We start from the raw sequence: 20,758 nt of genomic DNA on the forward strand, positions 1-20,758 counted from the left end.
TTTAATTTGCGCGACGCTAATTCGCTGCTTGTCAGCATAAAAGGACGAATACTCACTCGTCATCATTTTGCTAACGAGCTGCATTATTATCTTAGAACTCCTCAAGGTCCTGTGCGGGTCATCGTTCCCCATGGTGAGCGTATCTGCTTTTGCCGCACACAAGATCTCGCAGCGCTTGGTACAGCACTGCAAGATACTGGGGTAAGGCAAGAATCGCTGGTATTGAAAACTTTCGATGATGAGCCAGTAAGTGCGCTTTATTTTTCCTCTAACCAAAGTTTCCGACACCTTAGCCGCACCGCGACGGATAAAGGTGTGGCGTTGTTCGAATCGGAACTGCGCGCCGAGCAGCGTTATTTGATTGAACGTTATATCGCCCTCGATGTGGAATTTGTGGGGCAATGGCAAGCAACAGAGCAGGGGATACCGACACTGTTGGCTGACAGGGGGCGGAGAAGTGATGCCAAGGTTTCCATGTCAGTCGTCTCCTTAGATTTTGAATGCTCTGTGGAGGGGCAACTATATAGCGTCGGCTTATTTGGTCAGTCGGCCAGTGGAGAGCGTTTTCAACAAGTCATCATGGTGGGCGAGGCGGGACAAGCCGGAGCTGACTATCTCGAGATGGTTGAGGATGAGCGCGCGCTAATTTTGCTTCTGCTGCAATGGTTTAAAGAGCAGGATCCCGACATCATCATTGGCTGGGCGGTAGTGACCTTTGACCTTGCACTTCTCTATCGCCGGGCAAAATTGCTTGGGATAGATCTCACCCTGGGACGTTGCGGCGCGCGCTTATCCTGGCGAGTCGAAAATAAATTTAGGCCGGAAACCTTGGTGCTGCCAGGGCGTGTGGTGCTCGATGGTATCGATTGGTTAAAAGCCGCATTTTATCAATTTGATAGCTTTAGCCTGGAGAACGTAGCACGTGAGCTGCTGGGGGAAGGTAAAGCGATTCACAACGTCAGTCAGCGCGCCCAGGAGATCACCAGTCTGTTCCTTCACGATAAAGTGGCGCTGGCACATTACAATATTACCGATTGTCGCCTTGTGTGGGAGATCTTTGAAAAAACCTCTCTGTTAGCCTTTGCGTTAGAGCGCTCACGCCTGACCGGACTGGAGCTTGGGCGGGTGGGTGCATCGGTTGCAGCCTTTAATAACCTTTATTTACCCCATCTCCATCGAGCCGGTTATGTGGCGCCAAGCGCGCCGGTAAGTGATGGCATTGAGAGTCCGGGTGGCTATGTGATGGACTCAAAACCCGGCCTTTACCAACACATATTGGTATTGGACTTTAAGAGCCTTTACCCATCAATTATTAGAACCTTTTTAATCGACCCCAAAGGCTTGATTGAAGGGCTTAAACAAGGTCAAGACACAGTTCCTGGCTTTCTGGGGGCCGAGTTTAGTCGTCGGGAGCCGATCTTACCTGAGCTGATCGCCAGCTTGTCGGCGAAACGGGAGTTAGCCAAACAAGAGGCGAATGGTCCCTTGTCTCAAGCGATTAAGATCATCATGAACTCTCTTTACGGGGTGCTTGGGTCTCGCGGATGTGTGTTTCATGATGCCAGACTGGCAAGCTCGATCACCTTGCGTGGTCACGAGATCATGAAACAGACAAAGCAATGGATTGAAGAGCAAGGGTTAACGGTTATCTATGGCGATACGGATTCAACTTTTGTACATCTGGCTGAGCCTGAACGAGTGGGCGATATTGACGTCTTTGCTCGCAAGCTGGTTGACAGCATTAACCAGAAGTGGCGAGCCAAGTTAAAGCAAGAATATCAATTAGAATGTTATTTAGAACTCGAATATGAGCGCCATTTTGAGCAGTTTTTCATGCCAACGTTGCGGGGCTCAACCTTAGGGTCTAAGAAGCGTTATGTGGGCGCCTATCGAACATCGGAGCAAGAGCTTAAGTTAGTCTTTAAGGGTATGGAGCAGGTCAGGAGTGACTGGAGTCCATTAGCGCGAGAAATTCAGGCCGAGATTTACTATCGACTGTTTGCCAAACTGGATGTGGTGGCGTATCTCAAACGGATCATTAGCGAGTTACAGCAAGGGATGTTGGATGACAAACTCATTTTCTCAAAACGTTTGCGTAGGGATATTGTCGACTATACTGCTAAATCATCACCTCATGTGAAGGCCGCGACAATATGGTGCGAGCGTAGTGGGGAAAAGGAGCACGGCAAGCGTGGCGCTAAGATCAGTTATCTGATGACACAAAATGGCGCTGAACCCGTGCAGTATCGTGTCGGAAAAATCGATTATCAGTACTATTTGGATAAACAAATAGCACCTATTTCTGATCCTATACTTTCAATTTTAAACACTAGTTTCAATAATCTTGTGGACAAGCAAATGACGTTAATTTAGTTGTTTTCACGTTGAGTAGATAGTGTGTACTTGTTAACAATTAGTATGAAGTCTGAGTTTTCTGAATTTTTTTAGTTAATTTGGTGAAAAAAGGCACGGTTATTGTGATTTTCATCTTTGAGGGGGTGCTGATCTTTTGCTAATCTTGAACTGAAATTGGAACGAAATAAAACAACGGAATGTAGCAAAAAATAAAGCAAACTGAACATAACAAACAAGGTTAGATTAACAAGATGAAGAAGAGTGTAATAGCAACAGCGCTAGCGGCAGTCATTTTTGTTCCCGCTGCATCCGCTATCGAGATCTATAAAGACGATAAAAATGCTGTAGAAATTGGTGGTTTTGTTGATGCCCGTGTTATTAACACTCATGGTTCAACCGAAGTGGTAAACGGTGCATCACGGATTAATTTCGGCTTTACGCGTGAGATGAGCGATGGCTGGAAAGCATTTACTAAGTTGGAGTGGGGTGTTAACCCATTCGGTAACAGTGAAATCGTTTACAGTAGTGAAAGTAACTTCGAATCAAAGAGCGGTGACTTTCTTAATAACCGCCTAGGCTATGTTGGTATTGCCCATGACCTATATGGTAGTTTGACTATCGGTAAGCAATGGGGTGCATGGTATGACGTGGTCTACAACACAAACTATGGTTTTGTGTGGGATGGTAACGCTGCTGGTGTATACACCTACAACAAGGCTGATGGTGCGATAAACGGCGTAGGTCGTGGTGATAAAACGGTTCAATACCGTAACGCTTTTGGCGACTTCAGCTTTGCGGTACAAGCTCAGCTAAAACACGATACCTTCTACACCTGTGAGGCAAATCCAGCGTTGTCGACTGATTGTAAAGAGCGTTGGGATGACCCTGCTGTTTTGGATTCAGAAGAAGTTAAGTACAACTATACCTATGGTGCATCGGCGACTTACCAAGTTACCGACAAGTTTGCTGTTACAGCGGGTCTTAACCGTGGTGAATTTGATGTGACCTTCAGAAAGACAGCCGAGCAGATCACCGCTATAGACGTGATCTACGGTTTAGGTCTGACCTGGGGTAATTGGGATGGCGATGGTTTTTACGGCGCCGCTAACTTTAACAAAAACGAAAACCATGACACTGATAACCTTGGTCGTTTGATTAAAGATTCTTACGGTGTGGAAACCCTGTTTTCTTACAAGTTTGACAATGGCCTACGTCCCTTTGTTTCTTACAACATATTAGATGCGGGTAAAGACTACATCATTCAACCGAATAACGTTGATCCTAACTCATCTTTCAAGCGTCAGTTCGTGGTAGCGGGTTTGCATTATGTGTGGGATGCCAACACAGTACTTTACATCGAAGGCCGTAAGGACTTCAGTGAATTTGAAGGTGCTGATGCCGAAGCGCAAGCTAAGTTTGAAGAAGATGGCGTAGCCATTGGTATTCGTTACACCTTATAATCAACAAATAGATCTTTTTCTGTTTAAAGAAGCGCCCTTTGAGGCGCTTTTTTGTGTCTGTAAAACAGTGGCGTATTAATTGAGTCGATTAAGCCGACCCTATGTTCTCTGTCTGTTCTCTCGATGTTTGTAACATCTTGTTCTATTTCAATATGCTTTTGCCGAATTCAACAGGCGAAAGGCTTAGATTTCTACCCTTGCATCGCTTATTTTGTAATCAATTCTTTACGAGTCCACCAGAGTCTAGCTTGATATTGCTACTTACCTATAGGTTTTTATCAAGTTGTTACCATCTTCGTTTTGTTACATTTGCATATAGATAAATTATCTTAATCGCTAATTAAGCGCCCCATTAAATTAGCTTGGATAGATTAAAGCTAATGAAGTGAGATATGGTTAATGCATTGTTTCGTATTGATTTTTTAGGCGATCCGCATTGCTCTGCTAATTAAGGGATAACGAAACCAAGCAAAGGGATCTGGCTAACAAAGATCATCCCAATTGTGATAAGCGTCTACAAAATGAGCGAACGCAAATTAATTCTGTGAAAATAGTGATGCGATTGTTGATTAAATGTTTCACATGTGGTTCTATTTGTTGGCGAATGTGCACAAGTGTAACGATTGGTGTTTATTTGTGTTTACTTTCACAAAAAAATAAAAAATAAAGTCCAGGGAGAAACAACATGTATAAGAACAGCTTATTAGCTAATTCGGTGCGTTTTGCGCTAGTTAGCGGTGCAGCTATGACTGCTTTTACTGCTCCAGCAGTATTCGCGGCAGACGAGGAAGCTGCGGATAAAGTTGAACGTATTGAAGTTACTGGTTCACGCATTAAGCGTAGTGATCTTGAGGGTGCTTCACCTGTAACAACGATCACTGCAGAAGATATGAAAGTTGAAGGTAACTTTACGGTAGCAGATGCGCTACGTAACAGTAACTTAAACTCTTTTGGTTCATTCTCTGAGCGTTCAGGTAGTTCTGCTCAGTCTCAAGCAACTATCGATCTTCGTGGTGCCGGTTCAAGCCGTACACTGGTTCTGATCGACGGTAAGCGTTTCCCAGGTTCACCAACACTGGGTGGTGCATCAGCTAACTTGAACGCCATTCCTATGGCGGCAGTTGAGCGTATCGAAATTCTGACCGATGGTGCTTCTTCTACTTACGGTTCTGACGCGATTGCTGGTGTTGTTAACATCATCATGAAGAAGAACTTCCAAGGTATTGAGTTCAATGTAGGTGGCGGTTCACGTGAGCGTGATGGCGGCCTGACAAGTAAAGAATTCTCTGTGGTCGCTGGTTATGAAATGGATAAGGGTAACATTACCTTTGCATTCGACCACCAAGACCGTAAAGGTATCTCTGATGCAGACCGTGAGTTCACTGCACCATGGATGAAAGACCTAGATGGCGACGGTGTTATTCAGGCATACAACGAGACTGACGGCTGGTCATACTACGGTGCTACAGTACTTGCTCCTGATTTTTCTGAAGCACAAGCTTCTTTATTGTGTGATGACCTTATTGCCCAGTATGGCGAAAATGTATTCAAGCGTGTTGCTGCTGATGCGGATTGGAGCGAAGGTTCTGAGTACTGTATGTATGCATACGGTAACGTTTCATACAACAAGGCTTCTGTAGACCGTAACACTGTTTATGTAGATGCTAACTATGAGTTGGGTGAAGATGTTGAGTGGTTCGGCCGCATCATGTTTACTCAAAACAACTCATTTGGCCGTTATGCGCCGCCAGCAGCACCTTGGACTAACATGACTGCTGATAACCCACATAACCCATATGGTGAAGACGGTGCATACGGTCTATACCGCTGGGTTGGTATCGGTACCCGTGATGGTCGAGTAGATGACTACAACCAAGATTACCTAACAGGTCTTCGTGGTTCTATCAGCTCATGGAATGATGCAACGTGGGAATTCTACTACCACTACAACAAGGCCGATAACAAGTCTATCGGTGAATACTACTTAAGCTATTCAGGTCTTGCTTACAACGAAGCTAACGGAATCGATCTAGGTTCTGAACAGGGCGTTGCTAATATGAAAGCGACTACCCTGACTCAGGATAAGGCGACTTTCCATCAGTATAATGCTGGTATCGGATTTGACGCTGGTGAACTGCCAGGTGGTGCTGCAGCTCATTACTTCGGTCTTGAGTACTTCGAACAAGATTACGCTTCTATCTATGACGCTCAGTCAGAAGCTGGTCTAATCGGTGGTAGTGCTGGTAACTCAGCTGGCGGTGACCGTCAAGTATGGGCAGCTTTCTATGAAGCAGCTCTGCCGCTAATCGATTCTGTCGAGTTGAACCTTGCTGCTCGATACGATGACTACAGTGACTTTGGTGACAACCTTGCACCTAAGGCGTCTATTCGCTGGCAAGCTCTGGACAACTTAGTTGTTCGTGCTTCTTACTCTGAAGCTTTCCGCGCACCCGCTCTTGATCAGCTTTATGCTGCGACAACCTTCAGTGCTGATACTGGTACCGATTACCCATTCTGTGAATCGAATGGCATCTCTGAGGCAGACTGTTCTAGCCGTCAGTACGACACTTATATTCGTGCTAACAAGGACCTAGGTCCTGAGACTTCTGAATACCTCAACTTTGGTGTTGCGTGGGACGTCGTTGATAACTTCGGTATCAAGGTTGACTACTTCGACCTGAACATCGATAACGTGATCAGCCGTCGTTCAATCACTAACGTGATGGAAGGTATTGCTGACGGTACGCTTAACCCAACTGAAACCTTCTACGTGGTGCGTGCGCCAGGTCAGGGTGGCAAGCTTGGTGCGGCTCGCGAAATCGGTACTGGTTATGGTAACGGCGACAAGCTACAGATCAAAGGTTTGGACGTAGCGTTCAATGGTAACTTTGAAACTAGCTTCGGTGACTGGGGTATCAACTGGAACAACAGCTTTGTATTCGATTACATTGTTGAAGTTCAAGGTGGTGAATCAGCTGAAGATACAGCTGGCTGGAACGGTCAACCTGATTACAAGTCAGTATTCACAACTTCATACACCAATGGCGATCACCGTGTATCATGGAACATGAACTACACTGCATCTACCTATGAAGATAAAGATTCTGGTAAGTTAGATTCTTGGTTAATCCATAACCTAAGCTACACTTACAACGCAGGTGCTTACGGTGCAATTATGCTGACTGTTAATAACCTGACTGATGAAGATCCAGTACTGTCTTCTGCTGGTAAGTATGAGAACCCTGATCTTTACAACAACTACGGTCGTGAATACCGTGCTAGCTACACTCTTAAGTTCTAAGAGTTAGTTAATAGTTGTAATATAAATACTTGATAAAAAGGCCCTTAATAGGGCCTTTTTTTATGGTATTAATAAAGCCAATAAAGATAACAATATGAAAAGGGCAAGCATTATGAGCCAACATTGGGATGAATACTGGCAACAGGGGCACTTAACCTCATTCGGCGCCAGCTTTAGCGGAAACTATTCAGGCGTGCTTGAAACTATATGGCATCAGGATTTTAAATGTTTGCCTGATGATTTTAAGGTACTGGATCTCGCGACGGGCAATGGGGCACTGCCGCTTTTACTCAATCAGTTTTTTGCTGATACCCAGAAACCTGGAGAGGTAATAGGTGTTGATCTTGCCAAAATTAATACTGATCTTGCCAAGCTAGATCTCAATAACAATATCGATGTTTCCTTGGTTTCTCATGTTGATTGTGCTTCATTGCCCTATGCTAATAATCATTTTGACCAAGTGATCTCTCAGTTTGGCTTGGAATATTCAGACTTAACACTCTCTATACCGGAAGCAATTCGTGTTTTGAAACCAGAGGGAGCTTTGAGCCTGGTTACCCATCATAGCCGCTCTTTGGTGATAAATCGTAACCGACGAATTCTAACTTTAATCAGTCGCGATGAAACCCAGAGTGTATTTGCCACAATGGAGGCCTTAGTTGCACAAATGGGCACTTTAATCGATGCGGAGGATTTGAGAAAAGTTAAGCAAGACCCTGAATGTGAGCGTCTACGGCATGAGCTAAATCAACACATATCGGCTCTTGTTCAGTTTGATGAAGACGCATTGAAAGATAGTGAACTGTTAGCCTATGTTGCGACACTTTTTCAGCGGGGGCTTTTTTGGTCTCTGGAGCAAAAGACGACATACCTTAATTTCGCCAAAACCCAAATTGTAACGTTAAAGGAGAGGTTGTCAGAATTGATAGCCGCTTCACTCGACGAATCCGCCTTGGCGAGTCTATTGGCTAGGCTCAATGAATATGGCGCTGTGCTCTATAGCCTAAGTCAAATAGCGAATGAGGACGGGCAGATTTTAGGATGGAAGATTGTTATAAACAAAACTGTCTAGCAGGGGAGGGGGCTAAACCGATCATATGTGTACATCATGTTTCGAATGTCTCCCACGGCAACGCCGGAGCAACATAATTGCATTTGCATGCTTTTCCCTAGGTAAGTTGGTTATCACTTTGTTAATTAATCTTTTGTTTATTGTTAATTAGGATAACCCTTTAAATTCATGTGTTTAGTGCCTTGCGCATGTTTAAACTCCTGGGGGCTTGTTTAATTTGTAAATATTGACTTGTTTGAAAAAACACCTCTTGTAGCAATTTCGCCTCGTAAGAGCTTTTTCTGCTAGTTTTAGCCGTTTCCAAATGTTGACACAGGTCAACATTTTGTGAAATGATGCCTGCGGGTCTACACCTCACCCGGTGTAGAAAAGGGAAGATAATAACTAACAATCACAAGAGAAATGCACACTTATGGTGGCGGAATTCATGCAAATATAAGCAGAAAACCCGTGTTACCAATAAGTTAAACCTTTTATTTTTCACTTCAAATTGGTTGGGAACTATGTCCAAGGTAAGCAATAGAACTAAAATCGCTACAGCGCTCATTGGCGCGCTGGCCTTAGCAGGCAGTAACTTAGTGGTTGCCGATCCACTTTCTGACGTTCAGAAAGCGGATTCTAAAATTCATACAGATGCAGCAGCATCTCAGAAGAAAGTCGATAAGTATTACGATCAAGCGCAAGATATGGCGTTTGAATATGGCCAAGTTGCAGACACTCGTGAGTCAACTAAGTCATACAATGATTACGTGGCTGGTTTGGTTGCAGACCAAGAAGCCACAATGAAACTGATTCAAGAAGATATCAACGGTGTTGATAAGCTACGTCAAGGTGTTGTGCCTTTGATGTTCAAGATGGTTGATGCCCTTGAGCAGTTCGTTGCACTGGATCTGCCATTTAATAAGGAAGCTCGTGAAGCACGTATTCAGCGTCTTCGTGAGACCCTTGATACCGCTAACGTCACTTTGGCTGAAAAGTACCGTTTGATTCTTGATGCTTATAACATCGAGCGCGAATACGGTTCTAAGCTGAACGTTGAAACCGGTAAGCTACAACTAGACGGTAAAGAGATCTTGGTTGATTTCATCAACTTTGGTCGCGTTGCCTACTACGCACAAAGCCTAGATCAAAAGTCTGCTTGGATGTTCAATCCAGAGACGAAAGCATGGGACAAGCTAGAAGATAGCTACCTACGTAACATTACTAAAGCAATTCGCCAGGCTCGTGGCCAGGGTGCTCCAGATATGTTCGCGTTACCAATCCCAGCTGCGGAGGCTGCACAATAATGAAAAAGTTAATCTCTACAGCAATCGTTGCTGCAAGTCTATCTTTAACAGCTGGTATGGTGAGCGCTGCTGACGCGCCAAAGAGCATCGATCAGCTACTTAAGCAAGTTCAAACTGAGCGCGCTAACGCTGCTCAAGTTAACAAGAAGCGTGAAGCTGAGTTCCAGGCAGAGCGTGGCGACAAAGCTGCACTACTTAAGCGTGAAAAGGCTGCACTAGCCGCTGAAGAACAGCGCGGTAAAGATCTGTCACAAGCATTTGCCGATAACGAGCGTAAAATTGCTCAGTTAGAAGAAGACCGTAAGATTGCTCAAGGTGACTTGGGTGAAATGTTCGGTGTGGTTAAAGGTGAAGCCGGTGATTTCGCTGGTAAGCTTGTTGCGTCAAACGTTAGTGCACAGTACCCAGGTCGTGATGCGTTCATCGCTGAGCTTGGTGCGCGTAAAGAACTGCCAAAAATCGAAGAACTCGAAAAGTTCTGGGAAGAGCAGCTATTTGAAATGGCTGAATCTGGTAAGGTTGTTACCTTTGATGCTGCGGTAACGGGTATCGATGGTAACGTTCACACCACTAAGGTAACTCGTGTTGGTGCTTATAACCTACTAGCCGATGGTCAGTATGTTGTTTACAACGCCGACCTAGGTCTTATCCAGCAGCTTTCACAGCAGCCTGGTAGCGAGCAAGTAGCAAGCGTTAAGGCTTTCGAAGGCCAAACTTCTGGCGTTCACAAACTGTTCGTTGATCCTGCACGTGGTGTACTGCTAAACGTATTCACTCAGAAAGCAACTATCGAAGAGCGTATTGAAGCCGGTGGTACTATCGGTTACATCATTATCGGTCTACTGGTACTAGGTGCCCTGATCTCTATCGAACGTCTGGTGACTCTGTATGTTGTTGGCGCTAAAGTTAACGCTCAGCGTAAGAACATCGATAACCCAGGTAATAACCCTCTTGGTCGCGTGTTGAAAGCTTACCACGACAACAAAGATGTTGACGTTGAAACGCTTGAACTGAAACTTGACGAAGCGATTCTAAAAGAAACGCCTGCACTTGAGACTCGTATCTCAATCATCAAGGTTCTGGCTGCTATCGCACCTATGATGGGTCTACTGGGTACTGTAACCGGTATGATTGCAACCTTCCAAAGCATCCAGCTATTCGGTACTGGTGATCCTAAGCTAATGGCTGGTGGTATCTCTATGGCACTGATGACAACCGTACAAGGTCTGGTTGCTGCACTTCCACTAATGCTAATGCACGCTATCGTAATTGCACGTAGTAAGTCAGTTGTTCAAGTACTTGAAGAGCAAAGTGCGGGTATCGTTGCCGAGCACGCTGAGAAGAGGAACGCCTAATGATGCTATACCTGATGGACATCTGGGATTCCGTCAGGGGCTTCATGGCCTCCGGAGGCGACGTCCTCTGGTTGGTTGCGGCAGTGCTATTTCTAATGTGGGTGTTAATGCTTGAGCGCTATTGGTATCTCAATTTGATTGCGCCAAAAGAGCACAAGAACATTATCACCGCATGGGACAATCGAGAGGATTCTACCTCTTGGCATGCACACCGTATCCGTGAAGCTTGGGTATCCCAAGCGAAACAAGATATGAATGCTCGTATGCTGATTATCAAAACCTTAGTAGCCATCTGTCCAATGATCGGTCTACTAGGTACCGTAACCGGTATGATACAGGTATTCGATGTGATGGCAGTTCATGGTACGAGTAACGCTCGTATGATGGCAGCTGGTATTTCAATGGCGACAATGCCCACAATGGCAGGAATGGTCGCAGCACTATCGGGTGTATTCTTTAGCACACGTTTAGATGCAAAAATGAAAATCAGTTTAGAAAAGCTCAAAGATAGCTTGCCACACCACTAGAGAGAGTATTGAACATGGCACGTAAAAAGCATTCAAGTATAGAAGAAGAAGCGCAAATTGATATGACGCCGATGCTCGACATCGTGTTTATCATGTTGATCTTCTTTATCGTAACGACGTCGTTCATTAAGCCATCTGGTCTTGACTACAACAAGCCAGAAGCTTCTCAAGCGACAACTAAGAAGTCTGCAAACATCTTTATTGGTGTCAGCAAGACAGGCGTGATTAAGATGGAAAACCGTCAGGTTGACATCGAGCGTGTGACAGCAAACGTTGAGCGTATGCTGGCTGAAGCACCAGAAGCGGCTGTACTGATCGAAGCAGATAAAGAAGCTGAACACGGCATTGTTGTAAAGGTTATGGACAATGTGAAGAAAGCGGGTATCGATAAAATATCGGTTTCAGCGGGGAAAGACTAATATGCTGAGAGGAATAGTATCATTATTAGTTGGTGGTGCTGTTACTTTTGCCCTGTTTGTTTTCATGGCCTTCTTGGTCGGTGGCGGCGCTAAACGCGCCGACACCAAAACTGATTCTCCAGTTATCGAGATCAGTATGGATAAACAGGATACGAAAGTGCAGGACAAGCCTAGGGTAAAACCTAAGCCACCTACACCGCCTGAGCAGCCACCTTTACCAGATACGCCACCGCCAGATAGCTCATCTGACATTGATACCAACATGGCTTTCAACATGTCTGGTGTAGTTGCTGGCTCAGCGAGTACCGGCTTTAAGCTGGGCAACATGATGACCCGTGACGGTGATGCAACGCCTATCGTACGTATCGAACCACAGTATCCAATTGCTGCGGCACGTGACGGTAAGGAAGGCTGGGTACAACTTAGCTTTACCATCAACGAACTTGGTGGTGTAGAAGATGTGCAGGTGATCGACGCCGATCCAAAGCGTATTTTCGATAGAGAAGCTAAGCGCGCACTGAAAAAGTGGAAATACAAGCCTAAGATTGTTGACGGTAAAGCCCTTAAGCAACCTGGCATGACTGTTCAATTGGACTTTAAACTAGATGGAGGCAAATAGAGATGCAAAAAGTTAATACGCTTGCAGCAGCACTATTGTTTGCTATCGGTGGAAGTCTAACAATGGCGCCAGTCGCAAACGCCGCTGAAAAGTGTCCGATTGAGAAGCGCCAGTCTAAGGCCGTAGGCCAAAGCTCGGCAAAGAAAGTCCAAAAGTCTTTCGAAGCTTATCAAGAAGGTAACATTGACGAAGCGATTGCTGTTCTGCTTGAAGCCAGTCCTCGTGATGATTTTGATAAGGCCTATATTGCCCGTATGTTGGGTAACTTCTATGCCGAAAAAAATCAGATGGGTACAGCGATCAAGTATTTGAAGCAAGCTGTAGACGCTGACATTCTTGGTGGTACAGACCATGGTGCTACCCTGCGTTTGTACGCTGACCTGTTGATTCAGGAAAAGAAGTTTAAAGAATCTATCCCTTACTACTATGAGTGGATGAAGTTTACCTGTAAGGAAGATGCACAAGTGTATCGCCGTATTGGTATCGCTTACTCTGAGCTCAAAGAGTGGGACAAGGTTCTTGGCGTTGTTGATAAAGGTCTGGCCATCAGTACTAAGCCCGATAAAGGCTTGTACCAGATGAAGTTGACCGCTTACTTCAACAAGAAAGATTATAAAAATGCGATTAAAGTACTCGAAACCATGGTTCCCTTGTTCCAACAAGATGGCCGTCTTTGGGTACAGTTAGCGCAGTTTTATTTGATGACTGAAGATTATGAAAAGTCACTAGCAACTTATGACTTAGCTTATATGAATGGGTTTTTAGAGACTGCGGCTAATATTACACGTCTGTCTCAACTGCTGGCACAAAACGGTTCACCGTATCGTGCAGCGAAAATCTATGAAAAGCATATGAAGAGTGGCCTGATCAAGGAAGATGAGAAAACCTTGTCTATCCTGGGTGGCTTCTATCACAATGCGAAAGAGCTAAAAGAAGCGGCTGAATACTATGGTAAAGCTGCTGACGTTAATAACGACGGTAAACTTTATCTTAAGCAAGCAAGACTTTTGACGCTTCGCGAACAACATAAGGCTGCTATTCCAGTGCTGAAGAAAGCACTTGCAGCAGGTGGCGTGAGCGAGGGTGAAGTTGAGTTTGAATTGGCGCTGGCTTATCTCGGCACTAAGCAGTACAAGGCAGCGTATAACGCTTGCTTAAAGGCTGCTAAGGATGAGAAGACTAAGCGCACAGCTAATAGCTATCTTGCTTATATCAAGGAAAAAGCACGTATCTATAACGTTGCACTTTAATCCTGGTTGTTATGACATAAAAAGCCCCGCGAGGGGCTTTTTTTATGTCATTTAATCTAGTTAGTTGAGACAGCGCATCGCCGTATGATGCTCCTTCTGCCCCTCAAGGGTATGAGTCAACGAGCGCACATCTTCAAACAAATTTTCGATGTTGAGACCGTCCTCTGGCTGGCAAAGGCAGGCAGCCAACTCATAGTCGATACGGTAGTTGTGTTTACGTTGAAAATCCTGGTTAAAGGCCATGATTTTCTGCTCGATGCGGCCGATAACGATTTCGGTTCCTTCTCTGTCTATGTTGAACAACCCCAAGGCAAAGTTATCCTGATTTAGCCTTGCAACCAGATCCGTGGTCCTTAATATCGCTTCTTGAACCTGTTTCATGAATAATTCAAGCAAATGAGGTTGCTTTACTGTTTCATGAATGTGTGGGCAAAGATACAATAGTGCCAGCGTCTGGCGTTCTCGCATATGGCGGTGCCACTCACGATTGAACACCTCCATAAAGTAGGTTTGATTGTAGACGCCAGTTTCAGGATCTCTGAATCCAGAATTACTAAATGAGTAAATCATTAACTCGCTCCTCAGATACACCTAAGGTAAGTATAGAAAACAACGTACACTTGCACAGATTATGAAGGATATAACTCGAATGAATAAAACGCTTCTCGCATTGACGATATCAGCTTTAGTAGCCATGGCTGGCTGCTCAGACAAGGACACTAGTGCAAGTCAAACGACAAAGGGCTCGCCGGCAGCAGAGAAAGTCTCTGCCACACAGACTCAGAGCGCTGAGCAGGTTTACCTTGAATTAGTCGATCGTTATTTTGACGATCTACTCAAGCTCGAACCTATGTACGCTACCTTTGTCGGTGTTAATGATTATAACGATCAGTTTGGTGGTAGTCTGACTGAAGAGTATTTAAAGGCACGTCATGATTTCAACAGTCGCTATTTGAAGGAAGTTAAGGCGATAGATCGTAATGCCTTACCTGAGGCGCTGCAGCTTAGCTATGACATGTTTGCCTATGATAGAAACATGGCTCTAGTGTCTGAAACTTTCCCGGCTTATTTTATGCCGATGAACCAATTCTATAGCACAGTGATCACCATGGTGCAGTTGGGTAGTGGTGAGAGTGCCCAACCTTTCAACACGGTTAAAGATTACGAAAACTGGTTGTCGCGCTTGAGCGGCTTCATTCAATGGACCAAGTTGGCACAGTCGCGCATGGATGAGGGGATCGCCAGTAAGGTAGTGCTGCCAAGGGTTTTGGTTGAGCGCATTATTCCTCAGCTGGAAGCCCAGCTGGTCGAAAAGCCAAGTGAAAGTCTCTTCTATGCACCAATTACCAAGTTGCCGGAAAGTTTTAGTGAGCAAGAAAAAGCGCAGCTCACCCAGCAATATACCGACTTAATCAGTAAAGAGCTGCTCCCAGCACTTACGTCACTTAAACAATATTTCCAAGACACTTACCTACCAGTTGCCAGAGCCAGTGACGGTTGGTGGGGATTGCCAAACGGTAAGGTTTGGTATCAGCATCTCGCCAATTCTCATACTACCACAAGTATGTCGGTGGATGAGATACATCAGATTGGCCTCGATGAGGTGGCGCGCATCTTGAGTGAGATGGACAAGGTGAGAGCTCAGGTAGGTTTTGAAGGCGATCTCACGGCATTCTTTGACTCGCTATCATCAGAGCCTCAGTATTTCTTTAGCGACCGTCAGGGGTTGATTGACGGATATGGTGTGCTGAAAGATAAGATTAACGCCGAATTGCCACAGTATTTTAATGTCATGCCAAAAGCCGACTATGTGGTTAAGCCAGTGGAGAGTTTCCGTGAGCAGTCTGCGGCAGGTGCTTCTTATCAAGCGCCTGCGGTAGATGGCTCTCGTCCTGGTGTATTCTACATCAACACCTTTAACCTTAAGGCGCAACCCAAGTGGGGCATGACGACCCTGTCTTTACACGAGGCGGCGCCAGGACACCATTTCCAGATCGCCATCAAGCAGGAGTTGACCGGCGTTCCTCAGTTCCAACGCTTTAGTGGATATACTGCCTTCGAAGAGGGATGGGCCCTTTACGCCGAGTATCTGGGGATTGAGATGGGATTGTTTGAAGACCCGTACCAATATTTCGGCAAGCTGTCCGATGAGATGCTGCGCGCTATGCGTCTTGTGGTTGATACCGGACTACATGCTAAAGGCTGGAGCCGCGAGCAGGCAATCCAGTATATGAAGGATAACTCGCCGATGGCCGAGAGCGACATTATCGCCGAAGTGGAGCGCTATATGGCGATCCCCGGACAAGCCTTGTCATACAAGGTGGGTCAGCTGAAGATATTGGCACTGCGCGCCGAAGCGGAAAAAGCTTTGGGGAATAAGTTCGATCTTAAAGGTTTCCATGACCAGATCTTGACCTCAGGCTCGCTGCCGATGGCGGTAATGGAGCAAAAAATCCACCGTTGGATCAAAGCCCAAGGCGCTAAGGCATAATCTGAGAGGAATGCCTTTTTAAACCCAGCAAATGTTTTATACTTGCTGGGTTTTATTTTATTCATTTTTAGGGAAATTAGAGGAGTGCCACATGGTACAAGCAACAGCACGTCATTTATTAGTCAGCAGTGAAGAAGAGTGTGTACAGATCAAACAGCAGATCTTAGATGGCGCCGATTTCGGCGAAATGGCTAAGGCACATTCATCATGTCCATCAGGCGCTCAGGGCGGCGATCTGGGCTCATTCGGTCCAGGTATGATGGTACGTGAGTTCGACGAAGTGGTCTTCAGCGCACCATTAAATGAAGTGCAAGGCCCGGTTAAGACTCAGTTTGGTTATCATCTGCTCGAAGTGACCAGTCGCGGTTAATTAAGGCGAGTTGATGCTTGAGTTATATACAGACAACTTAAGGATCCGCTCGCTCACACCTGATGACTGGCAAGACTTCTTGTCGGTTCATCAGGATGAGCAGCAAAATCGCCATGTCAGAGCGCCGCAAAGCGAGCCCGTTATACGGGATAAGTTTGCCGAGCGGCTTATGCCATGGCGATACGAGTCTGGTGCCTGGCTAACCTTAGTGATCGAAGAGATTGCCACAGGCGAGTTCATCGGCTTTACCGGCTTTTATACTGTTGATGTTAGCCTTGGGCAGGTCGAAGTGGGCTATATGTTAAGCCGCAATGGTCAAGGACGGGGTTACGCAACCGAAAGCCTTAAGGCCGTGATCGATTGGGCTTGCCTGCAATATGAAGTGCATAAGTTCATTGCCTTATGTTCTAACGATAATCTCGCCTCGGTGCGGGTGCTGGAAAAGTGTGGTTTTGTGCATGAAGGCACCCTAAGACATAATTTTCGCCTTAACCATGTCTGGGTAGATGATTGCTACTTTGGGCTATTGGCCAGTGAGCGTGGTGATAGCCCGCACTAGCCCCGAGGTGGTATACTCGCCCGGTTCAAATTAAACAAAGGTAGTTAGTGTGACCACAGAATCTCAAACCCTGGCGTTGTTGCCAGGAGAAACCTTTATCGAACTTTATAAAGTGTTAAAGGTTCAGTCTATGACCTCTGGTGGCGGCGAAGCCAAGGTGGTGATCAGCGAAGGCTTAGTCACTGTTGACGGTGAGGTTGAAACCCGTAAACGTAAGAAGGTGATTGCCGGACAGGTGGTCAGCTATAACGGCGAAAGTGTCACCATAGTCGCTGAGTAATCAAAGAGGGAGTCATATTATGCAGTATCCAGATGATGACAACGGCAAGATGTTAGCGGCTATGGCCGATGCTGGCATAGATTTAACCAAAGCCTTGGACGTAGACTTTTTCTTGGTCTTCGAAGATCAGCGTGATGCGGAATCTGCCGTTGAAGAGTTGGCAAAGTCAGATCTTGAGGGCGAGTTAGAGTTGCACCTTAACGATGAGCTGGGTAAGTGGGAGCTGATCGTATGCATTAACATGGTGCCAGAGTATCAGGCGATCGTTGATCAAGAGTTTGAACTCAATGAGTTTGCTGCCGAATTTGGCGGCGCGACCGACGGTTGGGGCGTGATGCAGCACCAAGAAGGTGATGATGAGTTTGCCGATCATGACCATGAATGCGGTGATGACTGTCAGCACTAATGACCAAAAATTCGAGAAGCCACTATTTTTAGTGGCTTTTTTATGCTTTAAATTTGTCTCATAAAACAAAAATGCCTAAGTAGGGAGAGCCCATGGCAAAACAGATCAGTTTCGGTACGCCGGTTAATGACGCCGAGCGCTGGGCATTTGGCATGTTGGCAGATGAGTTGCCAGAAAATTATATCTTGCTTACCAACGTAGAGATCCCCACTAAGTCAGGCCAGGCAATGGAGGTCGATGCCCTGGTGATTGGCGAATGGGGCGTATATGTCGTCGACGTCAAAGGTTATATTGGTAGGCTGGATGCTGGGCTGCACGCCTGGTCTCTCGATGGTCGACAGGTAGACAACAGCCTTGCCAAGGCCAACTATGTGGCGCGGGTGCTGGCGGGTAACGTCAAGCATAAGATCCCGGTTGGTGTTTATGCCCCTTGGTGTCAGGGAATGGTCTTTGTGACTGGGCGAAAGGGCGAAGAGATAGAACTGGAGAAGCAACAGGGCTCCCTGAGCATCTATACACCGAGTCAGATAGTGGCTGCGTTAACCAAGGAATGGGGACTCACGGCGCCGCGTAAACATCAGGTGACCGACGAGCAAAAGCAGATGGTGTTAGAGACCATAGGTCAGGTGGCCTTGGTGGAGCAGCGCAACAATAAGATCCAAGATTTCATTAAGCTTAAGTGCCTGTTCATTCAAAGTGGTCTCGAGGTATGGCAGGCCGAATACAATCCAGGGGGCTGGACCGCGCCATGGCTTCTCAAGGTGTTGGTACCGACACAGTTTGACAATAGCGATGAATCGCTTAGCTATGAGATGCGGCTACGTCATGAGTTTAAGCGCTTACAAACCTTGGCCGGTTGTAGTGGTGTGCCTCAGTGTGCGCCGCTGATTCAAGATGGCGAGCAATTAGTCCTGCCCATCAGAATGCCACGCGGTGTTCCCCTTGACGTACTTGAACATGAGCAGCTGACTACTTATCAGCTCTTGGAGATTTTGCGACGTGCCGTGTCAGGGCTGCAACAGATCCATCGCCGTGGTATCACGGTTGGCGGTTGGAGCAGCAACTGTATCTTTATATCGGATCAGGGGGATGTGGAGTTTATCGACATCAAGGATAACCTGAATACCAGTGAAGATATTTATGCTTTTGCTAAGTGTTTCCTGACGCTAGCCGAGCAAACACGTCAGCCGAGGGTCTACCAGTGGTTCAGGCTGGCGGCGAGCGGCGCGATGACAGATCTGGATATGATACGCTGCGATATTGCGGCGCTGATCGACAATGGGGTGTGTGACACCTTACCCCAGCGGATCACCATCGCCAGTGGCGCCATCATAGATCACCACTACCAGTTAGAGCAGTTTATAGCGGCCACTGAACACAGCCAGTTCTGGCGCGCACGGCATCTGCAGGGCAGTTATCCGTGTGGCATCTCTATCTATGCCAAGGTGGAGACTAATTGGTCTATGCTCAGCAGCCTCTACCGCAGTTTATCTAAGCTTTATCATCCTCATGTGGAGAAGGTGCTTAATTTCGGCCAGTTACCTCAGAGTGATGAGCTGTTTATCAGCCGCGCCTGGGAACAGGGGGCATCCCTCGACGAACTGACCGAGATTCAACTGGGCCAGCCATCGACCTGGTTTACTCAGCTGTTGTCGGCGCTGCAATATCTGCATCAGATGGATATTTATCATGGGGCGATCTGCCCGAAAAATATCATCTGCAATGATGATCGGGCCGTGTTGGTGAATTTCGGTATCGGGCTGGATATTGCCACCAGTCATTATGCGAGTCGATATGCCGATCCTCAGTTGTGGGCGGCAGAAGGAGACGCCGAGAAAGATCTCTATGGGCTTGTGGCGAGTTTTATCGCCACCCTGACGCCCGAGACGTTGCAGGGAGACGGTGGTCAGGCGGGTATTATCAAGGCACTGCACGCGTTCGACAGAGAGTGGTTTGGCGAGAAAACCTTCGATACCTGCCTTAAGGTGTTAAATTTTGAGTTGGATATCACCCCGGGTTGTAACTATCTAGAAGCGTTCGATGTGACTGACCTCCTGAAGAACTAAGCCTTTGTTTAGGCGCAAGTTGATGCCTTGCGTCTAACTGCTCCCATGGCGATAGGGAGCAAAGATCTCCAATAGCCAGTCGATAAAGGCTTGCGCCTTAAGCGGGCGCTCGTTGGCCTTGGGCGTCAGCACATAATAGGCATAGGGGCTGATAAATGATGTCGATAAGGGGATCACCAGGCTGCCTTCGGCCAACTCCTTTTCGATAAAGAAGCGCGGGATCAAGGCCAGTCCCATTCCGCTCACCGCGGCCTGGCTCAGCATATAGAAGTGCTCCATGCCGAGCATCTTGTCTGTGGTCAGGTTCAAGCCCACCTCGTCGGCCCATAAGGCCCATAGCCCTGGTCGCGTAGTGTGCTTGAGCAGTGTCATCTGGTTAATATCTTCAAGGCTGTGTATCTGTTTGGCCAGCTGTGGGGAGCACACCAGACAAAGATCTTCATCCATGAGTTTTAGTACATGACAATGGCGTGGCCGCGCAGTGGCGCTGCGGATCGCTACATCATATTTATCTTGAGTAAAGTCGACCTGGAAGTCACCGATGGAGAGATCCACATAGAGGTGAGGGTGGCGGGCCTTAAACTCCTCTAGCCTTGGGATCAACCAGTTAATAGTGAGGCTGGGTAACACATTGATTGAAAGGGCCTGCGCCAGGACAGGTTGTGAGATCAATTCCTGAGTGGATTGACTGATACTCTGCAGGGCACTGCTAATGTGCCGTAGGTAGCGCTCTCCTTCAGGGGTGAGACACAATTGTTTGTGCTGGCGTTGAAACAGGCTGACATTAAGGTAAGTTTCTAAGCTTTTTATCTGTTTACTGATAGCGCCATGGGTGACGAAGAGTTCCTCACCGGCACGGGTAAAGCTTAAATGTCTGGCTGCCGCTTCGAAAGCCCGTAGTGCATTGAGGGGAGGTAGCGTTAATGGTGTCATTGTTTATCT

18 protein-coding genes are annotated in these 20,758 nt (G+C 46.5%); 16 read left to right on the forward strand and 2 right to left on the reverse strand.

The features are described 5' to 3' along the window. The first annotated feature begins 6 nt into the window (after positions 1–6). From CFF01_RS06895 to CFF01_RS06940, 10 genes are all read left to right on the forward strand, one after another. Positions 7–2,373, forward strand: a complete 2,367-nt coding sequence (locus tag CFF01_RS06895; protein WP_088904315.1) for a DNA polymerase II — start codon at positions 7–9, stop codon at positions 2,371–2,373. A gap of 233 nt (positions 2,374–2,606) precedes the next feature. After that, a complete protein-coding gene (locus CFF01_RS06900; protein WP_088904316.1) occupies positions 2,607–3,815 on the forward strand; it encodes a porin in 1,209 nt (402 codons plus the stop codon). Between the two features lie 685 nt (positions 3,816–4,500). Next, positions 4,501–7,116, forward strand: a complete 2,616-nt coding sequence (locus CFF01_RS06905) for a TonB-dependent receptor (RefSeq protein WP_088904317.1) — start codon at positions 4,501–4,503, stop codon at positions 7,114–7,116. Positions 7,117–7,210: 94 nt separating this feature from the next. After that, on the forward strand, positions 7,211–8,188 hold the full coding sequence (locus CFF01_RS06910; RefSeq protein WP_232479517.1) for a class I SAM-dependent methyltransferase: 978 nt from the start codon (positions 7,211–7,213) through the stop codon (positions 8,186–8,188). A gap of 503 nt (positions 8,189–8,691) precedes the next feature. Further along, the gene (locus tag CFF01_RS06915) at positions 8,692–9,474 is read left to right on the forward strand and encodes a DUF3450 domain-containing protein (protein ID WP_033537691.1); all 783 of its coding nucleotides are present in this window, start codon (positions 8,692–8,694) and stop codon (positions 9,472–9,474) included. Beyond that, complete coding sequence (locus CFF01_RS06920; protein ID WP_088904318.1) at positions 9,474–10,829, forward strand: MotA/TolQ/ExbB proton channel family protein; 1,356 nt, start codon at positions 9,474–9,476, stop codon at positions 10,827–10,829. Before CFF01_RS06915 ends, CFF01_RS06920 begins: the two co-directional genes overlap by 1 nt. Then, positions 10,829–11,356 carry a MotA/TolQ/ExbB proton channel family protein gene (locus tag CFF01_RS06925; protein ID WP_081953751.1) on the forward strand — a complete coding sequence of 176 codons (528 nt, stop codon included), beginning with the start codon at positions 10,829–10,831 and terminating at the stop codon, positions 11,354–11,356. Before CFF01_RS06920 ends, CFF01_RS06925 begins: the two co-directional genes overlap by 1 nt. 14 nt (positions 11,357–11,370) lie before the next feature. Then, complete coding sequence (locus CFF01_RS06930) at positions 11,371–11,775, forward strand: ExbD/TolR family protein (protein WP_033537693.1); 405 nt, start codon at positions 11,371–11,373, stop codon at positions 11,773–11,775. 1 nt (position 11,776) lies between these two features. Continuing rightward, on the forward strand, positions 11,777–12,394 hold the full coding sequence (locus CFF01_RS06935; RefSeq protein ID WP_033537694.1) for an energy transducer TonB: 618 nt from the start codon (positions 11,777–11,779) through the stop codon (positions 12,392–12,394). A 2-nt stretch (positions 12,395–12,396) separates the two neighbouring features. Further along, positions 12,397–13,644, forward strand: a complete 1,248-nt coding sequence (locus CFF01_RS06940) for a tetratricopeptide repeat protein (RefSeq protein ID WP_088904319.1) — start codon at positions 12,397–12,399, stop codon at positions 13,642–13,644. Between the two features lie 60 nt (positions 13,645–13,704). Here CFF01_RS06940 and CFF01_RS06945 read toward each other — a convergent pair whose 3' ends face one another. Beyond that, a complete protein-coding gene (locus tag CFF01_RS06945; protein ID WP_033537696.1) occupies positions 13,705–14,214 on the reverse strand; it encodes a diguanylate cyclase domain-containing protein in 510 nt (169 codons plus the stop codon). A 79-nt stretch (positions 14,215–14,293) separates the two neighbouring features. On the opposite strand from CFF01_RS06945, the gene CFF01_RS06950 reads away from it, so the two are divergent. The 6 genes from CFF01_RS06950 (at position 14,294) to CFF01_RS06975 (ending at position 19,816) form a co-directional block, all read left to right on the forward strand. After that, the gene (locus tag CFF01_RS06950) at positions 14,294–16,135 is read left to right on the forward strand and encodes a DUF885 domain-containing protein (RefSeq protein WP_088904320.1); all 1,842 of its coding nucleotides are present in this window, start codon (positions 14,294–14,296) and stop codon (positions 16,133–16,135) included. 91 nt (positions 16,136–16,226) lie between these two features. Then, a complete protein-coding gene (locus CFF01_RS06955) occupies positions 16,227–16,505 on the forward strand; it encodes a peptidylprolyl isomerase (protein ID WP_088904321.1) in 279 nt (92 codons plus the stop codon). Positions 16,506–16,518: 13 nt separating this feature from the next. Next, positions 16,519–17,064 carry a GNAT family N-acetyltransferase gene (locus CFF01_RS06960; protein ID WP_033537698.1) on the forward strand — a complete coding sequence of 182 codons (546 nt, stop codon included), beginning with the start codon at positions 16,519–16,521 and terminating at the stop codon, positions 17,062–17,064. Positions 17,065–17,113: 49 nt separating this feature from the next. Beyond that, a complete protein-coding gene (locus CFF01_RS06965) occupies positions 17,114–17,344 on the forward strand; it encodes an RNA-binding S4 domain-containing protein (protein ID WP_033537699.1) in 231 nt (76 codons plus the stop codon). A gap of 19 nt (positions 17,345–17,363) precedes the next feature. Next, complete coding sequence (locus tag CFF01_RS06970) at positions 17,364–17,750, forward strand: ribonuclease E inhibitor RraB (protein WP_033537700.1); 387 nt, start codon at positions 17,364–17,366, stop codon at positions 17,748–17,750. 92 nt (positions 17,751–17,842) lie between these two features. Continuing rightward, positions 17,843–19,816, forward strand: a complete 1,974-nt coding sequence (locus CFF01_RS06975; RefSeq protein WP_088904322.1) for an NERD domain-containing protein kinase family protein — start codon at positions 17,843–17,845, stop codon at positions 19,814–19,816. Positions 19,817–19,849: 33 nt separating this feature from the next. Here the strand turns inward: CFF01_RS06975 and gcvA are convergent, their stop codons facing one another. Next, complete coding sequence (gene gcvA / locus CFF01_RS06980) at positions 19,850–20,749, reverse strand: transcriptional regulator GcvA (protein ID WP_088904323.1); 900 nt, start codon at positions 20,747–20,749, stop codon at positions 19,850–19,852. Between the last annotated feature and the right edge of the window lie 9 nt (positions 20,750–20,758).

This window comes from Shewanella marisflavi (assembly GCF_002215585.1).
GTDB classification, from domain to species: Bacteria; Pseudomonadota; Gammaproteobacteria; order Enterobacterales; family Shewanellaceae; genus Shewanella; species Shewanella marisflavi.

Bases quoted from the DNA above. Each gene is read 5' to 3' on its own strand.
- CFF01_RS06950 (WP_088904320.1), top strand. From the start codon at position 14,294: ATGAATAAAACGCTTCTCGCATTGACGATATCAGCTTTAGTAGCCATG.
- CFF01_RS06955 (WP_088904321.1), top strand. From the start codon at position 16,227: ATGGTACAAGCAACAGCACGTCATTTATTAGTCAGCAGTGAAGAAGAG.
- CFF01_RS06960 (WP_033537698.1), top strand. From the start codon at position 16,519: ATGCTTGAGTTATATACAGACAACTTAAGGATCCGCTCGCTCACACCT.
- gcvA (WP_088904323.1), bottom strand. From the start codon at position 20,749: ATGACACCATTAACGCTACCTCCCCTCAATGCACTACGGGCTTTCGAA.
- CFF01_RS06945 (WP_033537696.1), bottom strand. From the start codon at position 14,214: ATGATTTACTCATTTAGTAATTCTGGATTCAGAGATCCTGAAACTGGC.
- CFF01_RS06935 (WP_033537694.1), top strand. From the start codon at position 11,777: ATGCTGAGAGGAATAGTATCATTATTAGTTGGTGGTGCTGTTACTTTT.
- CFF01_RS06925 (WP_081953751.1), top strand. From the start codon at position 10,829: ATGATGCTATACCTGATGGACATCTGGGATTCCGTCAGGGGCTTCATG.
- CFF01_RS06910 (WP_232479517.1), top strand. From the start codon at position 7,211: ATGAAAAGGGCAAGCATTATGAGCCAACATTGGGATGAATACTGGCAA.
- CFF01_RS06900 (WP_088904316.1), top strand. From the start codon at position 2,607: ATGAAGAAGAGTGTAATAGCAACAGCGCTAGCGGCAGTCATTTTTGTT.
- CFF01_RS06920 (WP_088904318.1), top strand. From the start codon at position 9,474: ATGAAAAAGTTAATCTCTACAGCAATCGTTGCTGCAAGTCTATCTTTA.
- CFF01_RS06940 (WP_088904319.1), top strand. From the start codon at position 12,397: ATGCAAAAAGTTAATACGCTTGCAGCAGCACTATTGTTTGCTATCGGT.
- CFF01_RS06915 (WP_033537691.1), top strand. From the start codon at position 8,692: ATGTCCAAGGTAAGCAATAGAACTAAAATCGCTACAGCGCTCATTGGC.
- CFF01_RS06905 (WP_088904317.1), top strand. From the start codon at position 4,501: ATGTATAAGAACAGCTTATTAGCTAATTCGGTGCGTTTTGCGCTAGTT.
- CFF01_RS06975 (WP_088904322.1), top strand. From the start codon at position 17,843: ATGGCAAAACAGATCAGTTTCGGTACGCCGGTTAATGACGCCGAGCGC.
- CFF01_RS06970 (WP_033537700.1), top strand. From the start codon at position 17,364: ATGCAGTATCCAGATGATGACAACGGCAAGATGTTAGCGGCTATGGCC.
- CFF01_RS06930 (WP_033537693.1), top strand. From the start codon at position 11,371: ATGGCACGTAAAAAGCATTCAAGTATAGAAGAAGAAGCGCAAATTGAT.